This window comes from Winslowiella iniecta, from assembly GCF_001267535.1.
Classification (GTDB): domain Bacteria; phylum Pseudomonadota; class Gammaproteobacteria; order Enterobacterales; family Enterobacteriaceae; genus Erwinia; species Erwinia iniecta.
Map to the genome: position 1 here is coordinate 73548 of NZ_JRXE01000004.1, position 16626 is coordinate 90173.

Here is a 16626-nt window from a genome sequence, read left to right on the forward strand (position 1 = left end):
CTTATTGCTCCGGTTTGGCGGAAGGTTTCTTGTCGACCGCCTGCTGAATGGTAGTGCCGGTGCCTTCGGAGACCGCCGAGCCAAAAACGGTGCCGAGGACGTCAGAATTCGCCGGCGACAACACTTTTTGTGATACCGCACCGACCGCTTTTGAGGTTACGGCACCGGCGACATTACCAATACCAGCACCGATCACCGCACCGGTGGCGTCTTCGCCCTTAATTTTACTGCTGACCAGCGCACCGCTCATGCCGAGGGCTTGTGAGGCCCAGAAGCCTCTGCCAGCGGTGACGGCACTGATGCCACTGGCCAGCAGCGCATCGGTATAATTAAGGCTTTCACCCGGCTTCAGAAACATCGCCTGATTATTCAGGTTAGCGCCGCCAGCAATCAGGCCACTGATCGTCATGGCACCGGCGGAGACCGCTGAACCGCCGCCCAGCGTCAGCGCATTGCCCATAAAGAAGCCCCAGCCCTGCAATAAAGCTTTGGCGGCATCCTGGTTTTCCGGCATGGAGCCACGGCTATACACCCGTGCCGCTTCGCTTACCTGTTCGGCGGTTTTACCTTGTTCCGTCTCATACTTCATCATTGACGTGGCACCGGCACCGTACGACATCATCCCGGCGGGCAGCAAGTCGTTGTTATTCACCGCATTTTTACCGGCGTCATGGCCGCTGACCAGACCGGCAATATTATCCGCCGTCAGGCCGCCCGCCAGTGCACCGGCCAGTGAGGCGAGGTTGCTGATTTTGCTGCGCTCATCCGGCTTCAGATCCTCGGTGGATTTGCCCGGATAGAGATAGTCACGAATGGCACGCGCCGCCAGTTCGCCGCTGGCCGCGCCCACTGCACCGGCCGCCACATTGGTGCCGGAAAGTTCGGCGACGACGCCACCCAGTACCGCATGGCCAATAGCATTGGCGGCAATTTGCTCCGCGCTCGGGTCTTTATCAAAGCCGACCGTCATCCCTTTCACCACGCCGGCCAGATAAGGCGCGGCACCTGCTGCCAGGGCTTTGGCCGGGTCGTCGCCCGCCAGCGCGGTAATTGCCGCCGCTGCCGCACGCACGCCGCGATCGAGATCGCCACCAGCCTTGTACTGTTCGTCGATTTTTTTGTAACTGTCCGTGGACGTTACGCGATCCCAGTACTCTTTACGCGTCTCTTTGCTTTCGTCCCATTCACCCGCTTCAGCGATACCGGCGCTGTTGGCCATAATATGGCCCTGCGTCAGGGTAATATCGACGCCCTGGCTGGCAATTTCACCAATCAGACTCAGCTTGCTCAGGCGCTGCTGCTCTTTGGCTTTATCAAAGATCGGGCTGATACTCTGATTGGCATGTTCAACATCACGACTGAGTTCGCCAATATCCTGTTGCTGATTAGCCGTATCGCGCACGGTAATTGTGCCTGATGAAATGGCGGCGTACGTGGTGCCGGAAGCATTGCCGTCACTGCCATCGGCTGCCAGCGCATTGGCTGCCAGATTTTGCGCCGCGACTTTCAGCAGATCCTGTGCGCCCAGCCCGCTGGTACTCAGACCGGCACTGCTGTGCGACACCTCAAACTCAGCCGCATTGTGAATATTGCTAAAGCCGAGCGTGCCGGTATCCAGCCGGTTTTTATCGGCGCTGGCGGTGCTGCCAATTACCGCGCCATCCAGTTGGGTATGATTGCCGACGGTGATATCAAAGCCGCCATCGCCGGCGAAGATGCCGGTCTGCTCCTGCACGCTGTCATAATTACTGTGGATCTTATCTTTACTGACGCTGGCGCTCAGGCTGCCGGTCATCGAGCCAAAGGTAAAGCTGGCACCGGCGCTGCTGTTTTGCTGCTTCGAGTCATAGCGATCGCTGTCCTGCTCGCTTTGCAGCGTCAGATCGCGACCGACGTTGGCGATTACCCGATCGGCGCTCAGCTGCGCGCCGCGCAAGGTGGTATCGCGTCCACTGTTAATCGTCAGCTGGTGACCGGCATCCAGCGTGGTTTCGTTATGGCTGATGCCGCTGCCGTTCTCTTTGCCGGAGCCTTTGCTGGCGTTGGCAAATACGCTAATGCCAGCACCGCCCTGACCGGCACCAATGCTGATGCCAACACCGCCACCGCTGCTGCTGTTTTTGCCGCTCTGCAACTGACTGTTCTCTGATGACAGCAGGTTGATATCGCGGTTAGCGGAAAGCAGCATGTCATTACCGGCCTTCAGCTGGCTGCCGCCAATCGTGATATCGCCGTCGCTGCCGCTGTTATCGGTGCCGGTCGCCACCAGATTCAGGTTGTTGCCCGCCTGTAGCGTACTGCCAGTGGCTGTGACCTGCTCGCTGTGCGACTCACTCTGCGATTTCGAGGTGCTGAGTGACAGGCTGACGCCGATGGCGTTCTGATCGGTGGTATTTTGCGCTGCCATCGTCGCGGCCTGAATCGCCTGCACGCCGGAAAGTCCGGCTTTCACCTTCTGCAGCTCTGCCATGCGACCATCCTGCTGCTCATCAGCCTGCTGAGCGCTGGTGACCGCCGAATTAATCGCCGAGCCGACGGTTCCCGACAGAGACAGCGTTAAACCACTCTGCTTACGCTGATAAGTGGTGTCGGTGCTGCTGTGATTATCGGCCGCATCAACGGTGATATTTCTGCCCACCATATTGATGTCGTTACCGGCGATGACATCAGAACCCTGAACCGCTATATCGTTGCCGGCCACCAGGCTGGTATCGCCCGCGACGCTGCCCAGCGTGCTGCCACTGCGGGTCAGCTCGACGGTATCGCTGGTCGATTTTTCATTTACTCCACCAACGGTCAAACCAATGCCACCGGTGCTCATCAGGCCGGATTTGGTGGTTTTTTTCATCGACCAGCTGTCGCGGCTCTGTTCGGCGGCACTGACGGTGATATCGTTGCCAGCACGCAGCGCCAGATCCTGATCCGCGGCGATATCGCTGCCCGTCACCGCAATATTGCGTCCGGCGCTGATGGCGATATTTTCCCCGCCAAGACTGCTGCCATTGGCCAGCGTGGCATCATAACCGGCGCGGGTGGTGGTGGTAGAGGAGGAGAGGAAGCCCGATCCCTTGGTTTTCGAGTGCATATCCAGCGCATCCTGGCTGGCGGCGCTGCCCAGACTGATATCGCGTCCGGCGTTGAGATTCAGCGCTTTACCGGCGTTAATCGTCGCCGCTGCGGCGCGGATATCATTCGCGGCGCTCAGCAGGCTACCGCCAGTGCTGGTGAGTTCGCTGCCCTGAACCTGGGTGCGCGACTGACTGAGATGGTTGTCTTTATCCCACACCAGCGTATCGCTGCTGCCAGTGCTGATGCTGGTCAGATTGATATCGCGTCCGGCAAGAATCGCCGACTGGCCGTTTTCGCCCGAAGCCACCAGTTTTGCCGCCTGCAAGTTGACATCGCGACCGGCCTGCAACATCAGCTTGCCGTCGTCTCCCTGCACATACATGCCGGCCACGCGATCAATACTGTCGCGGCTAAAGCGGTTGCTGCCGTTCTCGCTTTGCGCATGCACGCTCTCGGTGGCAACCGTAATATCGCGACCGGCATCGACCATTAGCGCATCGCTGGCGCGGATAATCCCACCGTTATTGATGACGTCGTTGTTGGCCTGCAAGGCGACCGATTTCGCCGCGATGGTGCCGCCGACATTGACAATGTTTTCGCCGGAGACCGTCACCAGCTGGCTGGCGCTGATGCGGCCGCTGTTCAGCATACCGCCGCTCAGACCAAGACTGATATTTTTACCGGCCAGCAGCGCACCGCTGCCGTCCATATCGCCTTGCTGTACTTTGGCATACACCTGCGGCACCAGCACTTTCTGACTGGAACCGTCCGGCATCGTCACGTCGCGCGACACCAGCCACACCATATCTTTGGTGATCTGCGCCATCTGTTCTGCATTCAGCGCCACTCCCGGCGTCAGGTTAAATTGTTTGGCAAAACTGACACCGGACTCCATCAACCCTTTGTACTGTTCTTCATCGCTGTCGTAACCGGCCAGATAGCGCTGGCCGACCAGCTCGACGATCTGTTCTCTGACCAGTCGCTGTTCATAGAAGCCGTCACCAAGGCGTTTCTGCGTCACATCCTGATTGGCCTGCAACTGGCTCAGCATATAATCGGAACTGAGCCAGCTTTTCTGATTGGTAAAGCGCGGATCGGTCTCGATCAGGTAGTTGCTGCTGGTAGCGGGCAGGGTGGTAAACAGGCTGCCGCCGGGCAGTGACGTGTCCGGAATGATGGAACGCACCACCTCATTGACGCCGTTGTCGCCTTGTGTTGCGGCATGCCCGGTCACTTCGATGCGCTGACCGGCGGGCAGGGTGCTGAGATCCCCGGTGTTGATCACCGCCGCCTGCACGGCACTGGCGTTAAAGCCACTTAATGCCGGGGCGTTACTCACTACCTGGCTGTTCCCTTCAATAACGCCCGGTTTCAGATCGATCGACTGAATTTCTGTTGGTGGGGTATACGCGCTGGCGTTGTGCTTCTGGCTGTCCTTGCCTTTTTTATGGATACGATCCCACTCGATCACCTGACCTACCCGGTCGATCAGCTTCTGACCTTTCAGCTCGGTGTTTTCAATATCCACCACGTTGGTCAGCAGGTCGCCGCCGGATAAAATACGGCTCTTGTCATTAAAGATTTTATCGCCGGACAGCGACAGCGAGCCACCGGCAATAATCTGACCCGGATCGCTTTGGGTAATCTGCTGTTCGGTGATGGTCTCGGTATAGTTGTATTCGTAGTAATGGTCGCGACCGCAAACCACCCCTTCAATACAGATATGCCGCACTTCATCTTTATAGAAACTGATGTTGTAGTCATCCGGGCTGTAGTGCACGCCATTATTCAGCGACACCACCATATACTCGTTTTTCTGCTGCTGTGACAGCTGCACCATGCCGGTGGCAAAGTTGTCGTTAACATTGTTGAGCGTGCCAAAGTTCAGCGCCATATTGCCCGCCGACTCAATGGTGGCACTGTGGTTATTGATTACCGCCGCTTTGCCTGTGGCGGTTTGGCTGGCATCGAGCGCGCCACCGATCACCATATCGCCATCGCTGTAGATCAGCGCATGATCGCGGTTATTCAATGTGCCGACGCCAATATCCATACGCTGACGTGCGGCCAGCGTGGCGCTCTGACCGTTTTCTGCGAGGTTATTCAGGGTCGCAGCATTAATTGCCATGCCGTCGCCATAAATCCGGCCGCTACCAATATTATTCAGGGTGTTGGCGACCAGCGTGGTCAGTACACCGTCGATCAGCCCGCGGTTGGTCAGAGTGTCAGCCGCGGTCAGCGTGGTGCGCTGCGCGCTTAACTCGCCGCTGGCCTGGTTATCGATATGGGTGGCTTGCAGGTCAAGCTGGTTGCCTGCCGCCAGCAGTGCGCTGTTGGTGAGAGTATTGGTCACATTTAGCGATAAATCGCCATTGGCCAGTGTTTTGCCGCTGTTACTGAAACTGTCGCCAAAGGTCAGCGCCATATTGCCCAGAGACAGAATTTCACCGCTGCCGCTGATATCCTGCCCGTTAAAGGTCAGTTGCTGTCCGGCAATCAGGCGCCCGCCATCATTATTAATTCGCAGATCGTCGGCAGTCAGCGCGGTTCGGGCAAATGGCGCCGCTGTCTGACCCAGTGTCAGGCTGTTACCGGCGGAGATTTGCCCTTGTACGTTATTCAGCTGGCTGCTGGCGAGGGTGATATTATTCGCCGACGCCAGCGTACCCAACTGGTTATCGATGGCATCACTGCTGATGTTGATATCATGAGCCTGAATACCCTGGTCTTCGCCACGGGTCTGGCTGTTCAGCAGAGCAGCACTGTTTAGCGTCAGCTCAGCGCCACTGCGCAGCAGGCCAAGGGTGTTATTTAATGTGCCGGCGACATTGACCAGCAGATTATCACGGGTCTGTATCGCGCCTTGCTGATTATTCACTTCGGCGCTGTCGATACGCAGGGAGCCTTCGCTCAGCAGTTCGCCCGCGCGGTTATCAACGCTGGAGGCGCGCAGCGTCGTACCGGTGGTCGACAGCAGGCTGCCGCTTTGATTATCGAGGCGACCAGTTTCAATCGTCAGCGCCTGATTCGCCAGCAGCGCACCTTGCTGATTGGTAAACTGCCCGGCGGCACTGTTGGCAGTGATATTTTCGCCGACCACGATCCCCTGATCATTACTGATATTCGCACCATTCAGCGCGATATCGCCGGTGGCTTCCAGCCGTCCGCCGGTATTACTCAGCAACTGAGCGCCAGTCACCTGTAAATCACCGCCCAACGCCGAGACGCTGCCGCCCGCATTCAGCAGGTTAGCGCTGTGACTGGTTAAATCAGTGGCCGCTGCCAGTGTACCGTGCTGATTATCCAGATCGCCGCGCACGGCGATATCCAGAGCGCCGGCGCTGGCGGCGACGATACTGCCTTGCTGGTTAGTCAGCGCACCGGCCGTCAGTTTGATATCGCCATTGGCGGCAAGGATACCGTTGCTGTTATCCAGTGCGTCGCTGACCGCGATGGTGAGCGGGCCATTGCCGCTTTGCGTCAGGGTTGCGCCGCGATGGGAAAGTCTGTCGGCACTGATGTTGACGCCAGCGGCCGCGGTTTCTGCCCGATCAAGGTTAAGCGTGTCAGCCGTAACATTCAGCTGGCTGGCCGTGGCGATTTCACCGCTCTGACCGTTAAGCTCACGGGCTGTTACCTGCAATGCACCGCTGCCGCTATGCTGGATCTTGCCGCTCTGGTTATCCAGACTGTCGGCCTGCAATGTCATATTTTTAGCGTTACTGGCAATACGGCCACTCTGGTTGTCAATATTACCGGCGGCGATATGCAGGTCGTCCTCACCGAGCTGCAACAGCTCGCCCTGGCGGTTACTCAGCTGTGGCGTGGTCAGACTCAGTTTACCGGCAGCGATGGCACCGCGGTCGTTACTGAGTTTTGCTGGCGCAGCGATGGTCAGCTGCTTGCTGGCCTGCACCACCGCATCATCGGTAATGATATCGCCGTGACTGTTTAGCGTGGCATTGCGCGCGTTAGTCTGGCTGTGGCGCAGATCCAGGCTGCTGGCGCTGGCCGTCAGATTGCCGCCAGCCAGATTCTGGCCGTGGCTGATCAACTGCCCGTTGCTGCTTAAGGTCAAATCGCCGCTGCTGGCAAGCGAACCGTCGCTGTTCATCCCGGCAGCCAGCGCGGCTTTTTCACCGTTGCTGATACTGTCAGCGCGCAGCGTGTTATTGCGCCCGGCGGCAATCAGCCCGCTGTTATTGACCGCTTTGCTGCCGGTGAGGGTGGTATCACGGCGGGCGTAAACCGACCCGCTGTTATTGACCTGTTGCCCGGTCAGTTGACTGTCCTGAGTGGCACTGAGGGTGCCGCTGTTGGTGATATCGCCATTGGCGTTAATGGTGATATTTCCGGCCTGCGAGCCGATGCTGCCCATATTGCTGACGCCGACCCCTTTTTCGGTCGCCACCAGCCGGATTTTGCCGGCATACATGCCGCCCAGTTGCGCCACGTCAATCGCCAGTTTCGGTTTGACACTGTCGCCATCGGTGCTGGCGGATGCCGTTTGCTGATCGGCGGAAACCTCATTACGACCGGTGGTGACAGTAAGATCCTTCGCCCAGATCCCGGCATTGACTTTGACGGTACGCGCAATCAGATCGGTATAGTCCTGGCGGCTGCTGTCCATGCCCGCGCCATTCACCATGATTTCGCCGTTACCGACGCGATAGCCGCGTAGCTCACCGTTTTCCATCAACGGTTTACCGGTGGTCAGTGAGGCGCGGTTGGCATTAATAAAGCCGCAGCCGTCGCAACTGATGCCTGCCGGGTTGGCGATCACCACCTGCGCTTTCCGTCCGGCCACTTCGATATAGCCATTAAGCTTACTCGGATCGCGCGAGTTCACTTCATTCAGAATGATTTTGGCTTCGCCTTTCGCCAGCCACGGGTTAGCCGCGACCCAGCCGCCTTGCTGGGTTTGCACCTGATTATGCGAGTTATTGAGGATCGCGCCTTTCTTGTCGACGTCGAACTGGCTGTATTTATTATGGGAAACCCCACCGGCGCTCGGCGTCTGAATATTGACCTGCGGCGTGCCATTGGCGCTCTGCATAATGGTCGGCTGCTGACCGCCCGGCGCGCTTTTATCCGCCACGATAGTGGCCGCCAGCGCCTGCGGTGCCAGCGTGACCAGCCCCAGCGCGGTCAGAGTAAGGAATGCCGCCGGAGACAGGCGACCAATCAGCTGGCTCAGCGTATGGCCGATGCCGGATGCGCCAGCGCTTTTGCCCTGACCACGGTTAATTTCTGCCACCACCATCATCAGGCCACGAGCCTGGTTAAAAATGACGCGATACAGGTTCTTATTCACGGGAATTATCCATTCAAAATAAAGCGACTAGCCGACCAGCGGCGTATTTTGCTGCCAGTGTCTGAACTGCTGCAGGGTGACGTCGTCGCCACGGAACTGCATGACGCGTTGACCCCGTTCCGCACCTTTGTGGTATAGCGAGCGACCACAGAGATGCGGGAAAAGGGTGCTGCTGACCAGACGACGCAGTGCGAACTGTTCACCAAACGGTGCGACCCAGTCGCGCAGCCATAAGCGGTTGCCGCTGCTCCAGTCTTGCGGCTCGACCAGAATGCCGGGACCATTCAGATAGCGATGCTCGGCCGCCTCGTCCATCCACGCCCAGCTGAGGAAAAACAGCGGTTTATCGTCGCGACTGGCAATCACAAACTGCTGGTGTTTAATAGCGGGCAGCAGCAGGGTGGGCAGCACGCTTAAAGGGATATCGCGATGCTGCGCCGAGTGCATCCACAACCACACTGCCGCACCCAGCGCTTCCGCTTCGCTGAACGGACCGCCGAGCATCGGCGCGGTAAGCTGATAGCCGTTAACCGGAATCTTCATGAGGATTACCCTTAATACTGCCAGCTGAGGTTGAAGCCGAGCGTGACCGGGCTGGTGGAGAAGCCATCCGGTTTCGAGAACGGCACGCCCGCAAACAGATCGTAACCGACGCTAAAGGCGTTACCGCGCAGCCCAATCACGCCACCTGCCAGATGTTTGCCGACCAGGTATTCACTGCCGCCGCCACCGACTTCACCGTAATCCGCGCCGATATACAGCTCCTGGTTAGGCAGCGGCGTGCGCCAGCCCAGGTCGTTACGCACAAACCAGCCGTGGTCGGCGATTAAGGTGCGTTCGCCGTCAAAGCCGCGCACCGTCCAGCGGTTTCCGAGCGACAGTTGATCCTGTGGCGTTAAGCGGGTGTGATTGATCTGGCGCAGATACTGGGCGTTGTAGCGGAAAGTCTGGCCGAACAGTTCAAACGGCAGATCGAGTTGGGCGTTAAGCTGAATGATTTTTGCCAGCGCCGTCCCTTCATCGAAAGACTCTTCCTGTGCCGGAATCGCGCCAAACCAGCGGGTGCCGTGTTGATAACTGACTGCGCCGTCAAAGGTCGCATCGCCGAGATAGTGACGATGTTGCAGGCCAACGCGCCAGGCGCTGGTTTTACGCCGCTGCACGTCCACTTCGGTATCGTTAATAAAGTTTTTCGCTTCGCGCGTCAGGATTTCGTAGCTGACGGAGGTTTTCTGGCTGGTGCTGCGATACAGCACGCGACTCAGTTGAAAGTTAAGATTCTGGCTGTTGCCGCTGTAGCGATAATCCTCATTTAAACCGGCGACATTCTGGTTGTAGTCGTAGCCGCTGGCGGTGACGCCCGCCATCCAGTAGCCGAACGGCACTGAGTAGTGCATCACATAGCTTTTACTGCCTTTATCGCTGCCGGGCTGCAAATCATGGTTGCCGGAGATGTAAAACAGGTCGCTGAGGGAGAACGGGTTGTCGAGGTAAAACGTCAGGCCGCCCTGATAGCGACCGGTGCTTTTGGTACCGGAATCATCCAGCGTTGCGCCGATACGCCAGTGTTTCTGCTGTTTCCAGCTGACTTCGATATCGCTTTCGCCAGGTTGCTCGCCGGGAACAATCGCCATATCGGCCTGCACGGTCGGCACGCGTTGCAGGTTTTCCAGCCCCTGTTCAATATCGCGCAGATCGAGCATTTCGCCTTTCCGTGCGGGCAGCGCGTTGTACAGCTGAACGTAACTGTCGCTCTGTTTGCTCAGTTTAATATCACGGATTTTGCCAGGCATCAGGGTCAGACGCAGCGTGCCGCTTTTCAGGTTTTGCGGCGGCGCCATCACCCGGGACGTCACATAGCCATGATCGATCAGACGGTTCTGCAGGGCGCTCATCAGCAGATTGACGCCCTGGCTGCCGAGGCAGTGTCCTTGCGCCTGATTTGCCAGACTTTGCAGCGGCAATCGTAACCACGAAGGGAAATCATTTTTGCCGTCTAACTGAATGTTATTCAGCGCAAAACAGTTCTCTTCCTGCGGAAATTGTAGCGTGGTGAAAAAAGAGTTCGCGGTTTGTAAACGGACATCCGGCGTTTGCGGCGCTAATTGTTGTTCCAGTGCGCGCTGCCGATCCTGTTGGTTGATATTTTGCTGTTCGTTTAAACGCTCACGCGCGGCCTGGGCAGCGGGTGGGGTTAAAAAGCTGTCTGCAGCCTGAGCCTGAATGGCTGTGCTGAATAAAATAAACAGTGCGAGCTGACTCAGGCGCGCAGGCGTTTTCCCGTCAGAAAATGACGCAGTCCGTAACATTGAATTACCCTGATTATTGAATTGTTATTAGTAAGGTTTTTGAGCCACATACGTTAACAATTTTCTTCTTCGGATTTGTCTCAAAATGGCTGGTTTTTTACATAAAATTTACCAAATGGCGCTGATATTCAGTCGGCAACGGTAATTTTTCTTAACAAACCCAGGCGGGATTGTTTATGTAACTACTTGGTTTTAGAGTGTTTGTTGTTGAGTGTTGTCAGGTGGAGTCTGTCTGATAACAGAAAATGTCATCAGTTTAAAGGGGGCCAGTTAAGGGAATCTTATAATTTGTCAGTTTGTGTAATGGCGTAAACCTGTGCTGTGCGCCAGTAAATTGTCAGAAAATAAGCCTGATATATATTCAGAATCTTAATCTAAGCTGCGGGAATAAATAATTGCGGGGAAGAGATAAATAAATCGGGGCGAATATCGCCCCGGAGAGGATTAACGGCGAGTTTTATCGCGCAGTAATAGCTGGCTAAGCGCCACCATGACCAGGGATAACAGCATTAAAATAGTGGCCAGCGCATTCACCTCTGGCGAGACGCCGACTTTGACCATTGAATAGATCTTCAGCGGTAATATTTCGTAGCTGGGGCCGGTGACAAATGAGGAGACCACCACATCATCCATCGACAGGGTAAAGCTCAGCAGCCAACCCGCCGCCACTGCTGGCAGCGCCAGCGGCAGAATGATCTTACGCAGAATGGTGATTTCACTGGCACCGAGATCTTTCGCCGCTTCCAGCATGCGTACATCAAAGCCTTTTAAGCGCGAAAAGACGGTGATAACCACAAAGGGCAGGCAGAAGGTGATATGCGAGAACAGCAGCGACCAGAAGCCGAGTGAGATGCCCAATAGCATAAACAGCACCAGCAGCGAAATCGCCATCACGATATCCGGTGACATCATCACCACAAATAACATGCCGCCGACAAACGGCTTACCGCGAAAACGATAGCGGTAGAGCGCTACTGCGGTCAGCGAGCCGATCAGCGTGGCAAAGGTGGCCGACAGGACCGCCATAATCAGAGAGTGCTTTGCCGCCTCAATCAGGCTGTCATTGTTGAGCAGCAGGCTGTACCACTGGGTGCTGAAGCCTTGCCAGTTGATGCCGAATCGTGACTGATTAAACGAGTTGATAATCAGGATCACAATCGGAATATACAGCCAGGCGTAGATGACGGTCATAAAACCGCCGCGTAACCCGCGCGCCATCATTCCAGCACCACCTTATTATTCAGCAGGCGTGCAGCACGCCAGTAAATTAACAGCATCAGCCCCATAATCAGCGTCAGCACCACGCTGGTGGCCGCGCCAAACGGCCAGTCACGGATATTAAGGAACTGACTTTTAATCACATTACCGATTAACAGATTTTTCGCGCCGCCCATCAGATCGGAAACAAAGAACAGGCCCATTGCCGGCAGCAGAACCAGCAGACAGCCGGCAACAATGCCCGGCATGGTCAGCGGTAAAATAATGCGGATAAAGGTTTGCAGCTTGCTGGCACCCAGATCGCGCGCCGCTTCCAGCACCGGCTTATCCAGCTTTTCCAGGCTGGAGTAAAGTGGCATCACCATAAATGGCAACAGGATATACACCAGCCCGAGGATCACTGCCTGCGAGCTGTACATAATGCTGAACGGCTTGTCGATCACCCCCAGCCACAGCAGAAAATCGTTCAGCCAGCCGCGCGTGCTGAGGAAGATTTTCAGGCCGTAAATACGGATCAGTGAGTTGGTCCAGAACGGCACAATCAGCAAAAACAGCATCAGCGGACGCAGACGTTCCGGCAGCTTTGTCAGGCACCAGGCGAAGGGATAGCCGAGCAGCAGACAGCTCAGGGTGGCAATCAGCGCCATATTCAGCGAGTGCAGCAGCACCTCGGCATACAGCGGGTCGGCCAGACGGCTGTAGTTATCCAGTGTAAAGACCAGCTTCACAAAGTTGGTATCATCACGGGTCAGAAAACTGGTGACGAAAATCATCAGGTTGGGCAGAAACACAAACAGCACCAGCCAGCTGACAATGGTCAGAATCACCACTTTCTGAAAGCGTTTACGCGTTGTTTTCATCTTTTAGCACCACTTCCCAGCTTTCAACCCAGTTCACCGCCATTTTCTGATTCAGCGAGTGATCGAAATCAGGATCGTCTTCATTAAAGAATTCGCTTACCGTCACCAGCTTGCCGTTTTCCAGCTCGACGGTGGATTCCAGCGTCATCCCTTTATAGTTACGCTCGCGCACATAACCGATCAGCCCGTCGATATTGTTGTCGTCGTTGATCTCTTCCACGCGTAAATCTTCCGGGCGCAACAGTACATTCAGCCGCTGGCCGGGTTGCACCGCAAACGGCACCAGGATATCGCATTCGCGGCCTTCAACCCGTGCGCGTACCCGTTGATTGTCCAGCGCGTGCAGCACTTCGGCACTAAACACGTTAATTTCACCGATGAAGCGGGCGACAAACAGGTTGCGCGGCTCTTCGTAAATTTCGCGTGGCGTGCCGTCCTGCTCAATCTGGCCTTCACGCATCACCACGATACGGTCGGACATCGTCAGCGCTTCTTCCTGATCGTGGGTAACAAAAATAAAGGTGATACCGAGCTTACGCTGTAACGCTTTCAGCTCGTTCTGCATCTGCTTACGCAGTTTGTAATCCAGCGCCGACAGCGATTCATCCAGCAGCAGGACTTTGGGCCGGTTCACCACCGCACGGGCAATCGCCACGCGCTGCTGTTGTCCACCGGAGAGCTGGTGCGGACGACGCTGGGCAAAATCGTTCAGTTGCACCATTGCCAGCGCTTCATTCACCCGGCTGGTGATTTCATCGTTCGGGGTTTTCTGCATCCGCAGGCCAAAGGCGACGTTTTCGAATACTGTCATATGAGGGAACAGCGCATAGCTCTGGAACACCGTATTGATATGACGGTGTTCGGCTGGCGTGTCAGTAATCGAATCACCATCCAGCACGATATCGCCACGGTCGGCGACTTCCAGTCCGGCAATCAGACGCAGAATGGTGGTTTTGCCGCAGCCGGAAGGGCCCAGCAGGGTAATAAATTCACCGTGATTAATGGTGAGGTTAAAATCGGCAATAATGTCCTTACCGTCAAACGCTTTGCTGATGCCTGAAAGCGTGACCAGCGGCTTGCGCGCGTGTTTTTGCATCATATTCGCTGCCTGAATCAAAGGGTTAGGTTTAAAATTGGGGAGCGATGATACCTGAAAAACTCGCAGCCCGCCCGGCTAATGCCGACGAGCTGCGTCAGTAAAGCCTGAATATGGCCTTAATGGTCAACGACAGACACTATTTTTTACTTACCAGCACCGTGGTCAGGGTAAAGGATAACCCCAGCGACAGCAGTACGCCCATGACGGCAAAGATAAAATACGGGCCGATATAAGCGGGAAGACTAAAGATGCTGGATAAAATATAACCATATAAACGCACACCAAAGAAAGCAATAAACGCTGAGGCCAGAGAACTGGCAACGGTGGCGGCAATAAACGCTGGCTTATAACGCGTCAGGACGCCAAACAGTGCCGGTTCAGTAATCCCCAACAGCGCCGAAAACGCCGCAGAGAGCACCACCGACTTTTCCTGACGCCCCTTGCTGTGACGCCAGATGGCAAAGGTAGCACCGGCAATCGCCATATTGGCCATAAACATCATCGGCATCAGCATATCGTAGCCACGGTCGGTAAAGTTTTGTAACGCAATCGGCGTCATTGCGTGATGCATCCCGGTCAGAATGGCGACCGGGCGAATGGCGCCGACAATCAGCCCGGCAAAACTGGCCGAGACGCCAAATAATCCTTCAATAAACATCGCCAGTAATTTACCCAGCCAGATGCCGAACGGCCCGATGATCACCAGCGCCACCAGCGCCGCAATAAATAGCGTCAGGGTCGGGGTAAATACCGTTTTCAATACCGCTGGCATAATGGCGTCGACCCAACGATAGATATAACTGAGTGCCAGCACCGAGAAAATGACCGGTATCACACTCGACGCATAATTAAATACCGAAACCGGAATGATATTCAGAAACCAGAAAGTGTCGACCGCGCCGGGAGCATGGCTGGCCAGCGCTTTTGCCGCCTCAATCAGTGACGGGTACATCAGGCAGGCGGCGACAGCGGCGGCAAGATATTCGTTAGTTTTAAACATTTTCGCCGCTGAAATGGCGAGGAAAAACGGCAGGAACCAGAATACGCCGCTGGCAATCAGGTCAATTACCACCACCGTATCACTCTTGGCCGAGACCAGTTGCAGCGCCACCAGCCCGGCCAGCAAGCCTTTAATCATCCCGGCACCAGCGATAGCGGGTACTATCGGGCCAAACACCCCGGAGACGGTATCCATAAACAGCGAAATTAGCCCTTTTTTGGCTTTACCCGCACTGGCGGCTGAAGGCTGTTTGTCGGGGTTAAGTGCGCCACTCAGTTGCTGATACCAGCTGTTAACCTGCGGACCAATTATAATCTGAAATTGATCGCTCTGTATTTGCGCACCTAACACCCCCGGCAGCTGTTTAATCTCCTGCTGATTAATTTTATTTTCATCGATTAAATCAAAACGTAAACGCGTCATGCAGTGCCAGACTTTATTGATATTTTCTGCGCCGCCGACCAGTTTAATAATGCTATTTACCGTGGTGGTATTCCCCATAAAACGACTCCTGACGCTGTGCTTATTGTTGTCTGAGTAGTGCGCAACGATAGTAGAGAAGTGCCTCAGGCAAAACAAACCAATAAAAGTTGATATCAATCACAATTTCAGTGCATGCAGCGGGTGAAAAGGAGGATTAGTGCAAATTGGTCTGGTTTTAATCGTCATTTTTGCGCTTTTCCGAACCAAAATAAATCACTGAAAAAAGGTTTACGCCGTGCCGGAATTAAAGCGATAGTAATAACCCTGAGCATAAATTGGATGCGGTAGCGGACGCCTTGTTTGCGCAGCCGGGGGATTATTAATATGTTGCCAACACTGATTGAAAATATTGAATGTTTTATCACCAAACCGGATCGCCACAATTTGATTGTGGTGCGGGTCACCACCAATAAAAATATTATTGGTTACGGTTGTGCCACTTTTCAGCAGCGTCCGCTGGCGGTAAAAACCATGGTTGATGAGTATCTGAAACCGCTGCTGATGGGCCGTGATGCCAACCATATTGAAGATCTGTGGCAGATGATGATGGTCAATGCCTACTGGCGCAATGGCCCGGTGATTAATAATGCGGTTTCCGGCATTGATATGGCGCTGTGGGATATTAAAGGCCAGCTGGCGCAGATGCCGCTGTATCAGCTGTTGGGCGGTAAATCAAAAGACGCGATTGCGGTTTACAGCCATGCTTCCAGTGAAACCCTCGATGGGCTTTATCCGCAAATCGATGCGTTACTGGCGGACGGGCATCGCCATATCCGCTGCCAGCTGGGTTTTTACGGCGGTACGCCGCAGGGGATGCACAGCACGCGGCAGCCGACGCCGGGAGCCTATTACGATCAGGATGAGTATATGGCGAATACGCTGGCGATGTTTAAAGCGCTGCGGGAAAAATATGGTCAGCGTTTTCATATTCTGCACGACGTGCATGAACGGCTGTTTCCGCAGCAGGCGGTACAGTTTGCCAAAGCGGTCGAAGCTTTTCAGCCTTATTTCATTGAAGATATTGTTTCACCTCAGCAGAGTGGCTGGCTGGAGCAGGTGCGTCAGCATTCGTCTGTGCCGCTGGCACTGGGCGAGCTGTTTAATAATCCGGCCGAGTGGCATGATTTAATTGTTAACCGACGCATCGATTTTATTCGTTGTCATATTTCGCAGCTGGGCGGCATCACCCCGGCGCTGAAACTGGCGGTACTGTGTCAGGCATTTGGCGTGCGGCTGGCGTGGCACGGGCCGCCGGATATGTCGCCGATTGGTTG

General features: G+C 55.4%; 8 protein-coding genes. 1 reads left to right on the plus strand and 7 read right to left on the minus strand.

The genetic code is table 11. The annotated features are described in order from the left end of the window. Position 1: 1 nt before the first annotated feature. The 7 genes from NG42_RS03570 to NG42_RS03600 all read right to left on the minus strand — a co-directional run bounded on the left by NG42_RS03570 (position 2) and on the right by NG42_RS03600 (position 15370). On the minus strand, positions 2 to 8383 hold the full coding sequence (locus NG42_RS03570; protein WP_053116353.1) for a hemagglutinin repeat-containing protein: 8382 nt from the start codon (positions 8381 to 8383) through the stop codon (positions 2 to 4). A 27-nt stretch (positions 8384 to 8410) separates the two neighbouring features. Continuing rightward, positions 8411 to 8926 (minus strand): toxin-activating lysine-acyltransferase, encoded by a 516-nt coding sequence (locus tag NG42_RS03575; RefSeq protein WP_052897900.1) that lies wholly within the window; start codon positions 8924 to 8926, stop codon positions 8411 to 8413. A gap of 11 nt (positions 8927 to 8937) precedes the next feature. Further along, positions 8938 to 10692 (minus strand): ShlB/FhaC/HecB family hemolysin secretion/activation protein, encoded by a 1755-nt coding sequence (locus NG42_RS03580; protein ID WP_052897901.1) that lies wholly within the window; start codon positions 10690 to 10692, stop codon positions 8938 to 8940. 444 nt (positions 10693 to 11136) lie between these two features. Beyond that, positions 11137 to 11913: a spermidine/putrescine ABC transporter permease PotC gene (gene potC, locus NG42_RS03585; protein WP_052897902.1), complete on the minus strand. Its 777-nt coding sequence runs from the start codon at positions 11911 to 11913 to the stop codon at positions 11137 to 11139. Further along, entirely contained in the window at positions 11910 to 12770 is an 861-nt protein-coding gene (potB, locus tag NG42_RS03590; RefSeq protein WP_052897903.1) for a spermidine/putrescine ABC transporter permease PotB, read from the minus strand. The genes potC and potB overlap by 4 nt, the downstream gene beginning before the upstream one ends. Further along, the gene (gene potA / locus NG42_RS03595; protein ID WP_052897904.1) at positions 12754 to 13869 is read right to left on the minus strand and encodes a spermidine/putrescine ABC transporter ATP-binding protein PotA; all 1116 of its coding nucleotides are present in this window, start codon (positions 13867 to 13869) and stop codon (positions 12754 to 12756) included. Before potA ends, potB begins: the two co-directional genes overlap by 17 nt. Positions 13870 to 14005: 136 nt before the next feature. After that, complete coding sequence (locus NG42_RS03600; RefSeq protein WP_052897905.1) at positions 14006 to 15370, minus strand: PTS transporter subunit EIIC; 1365 nt, start codon at positions 15368 to 15370, stop codon at positions 14006 to 14008. A 306-nt stretch (positions 15371 to 15676) separates the two neighbouring features. Here NG42_RS03600 and NG42_RS03605 point away from each other — a divergent pair. Next, the coding region (locus tag NG42_RS03605) for an enolase C-terminal domain-like protein (protein ID WP_241488293.1) at positions 15677 to 16626 on the plus strand (950 nt) is incomplete at its 3' end.

Bases quoted from the DNA above. Each gene is read 5' to 3' on its own strand.
- potC (WP_052897902.1), bottom strand. From the start codon at position 11,913: ATGATGGCGCGCGGGTTACGCGGCGGTTTTATGACCGTCATCTACGCC.
- potA (WP_052897904.1), bottom strand. From the start codon at position 13,869: ATGATGCAAAAACACGCGCGCAAGCCGCTGGTCACGCTTTCAGGCATC.
- NG42_RS03580 (WP_052897901.1), bottom strand. From the start codon at position 10,692: ATGTTACGGACTGCGTCATTTTCTGACGGGAAAACGCCTGCGCGCCTG.
- NG42_RS03575 (WP_052897900.1), bottom strand. From the start codon at position 8,926: ATGAAGATTCCGGTTAACGGCTATCAGCTTACCGCGCCGATGCTCGGC.
- potB (WP_052897903.1), bottom strand. From the start codon at position 12,770: ATGAAAACAACGCGTAAACGCTTTCAGAAAGTGGTGATTCTGACCATT.
- NG42_RS03600 (WP_052897905.1), bottom strand. From the start codon at position 15,370: ATGGGGAATACCACCACGGTAAATAGCATTATTAAACTGGTCGGCGGC.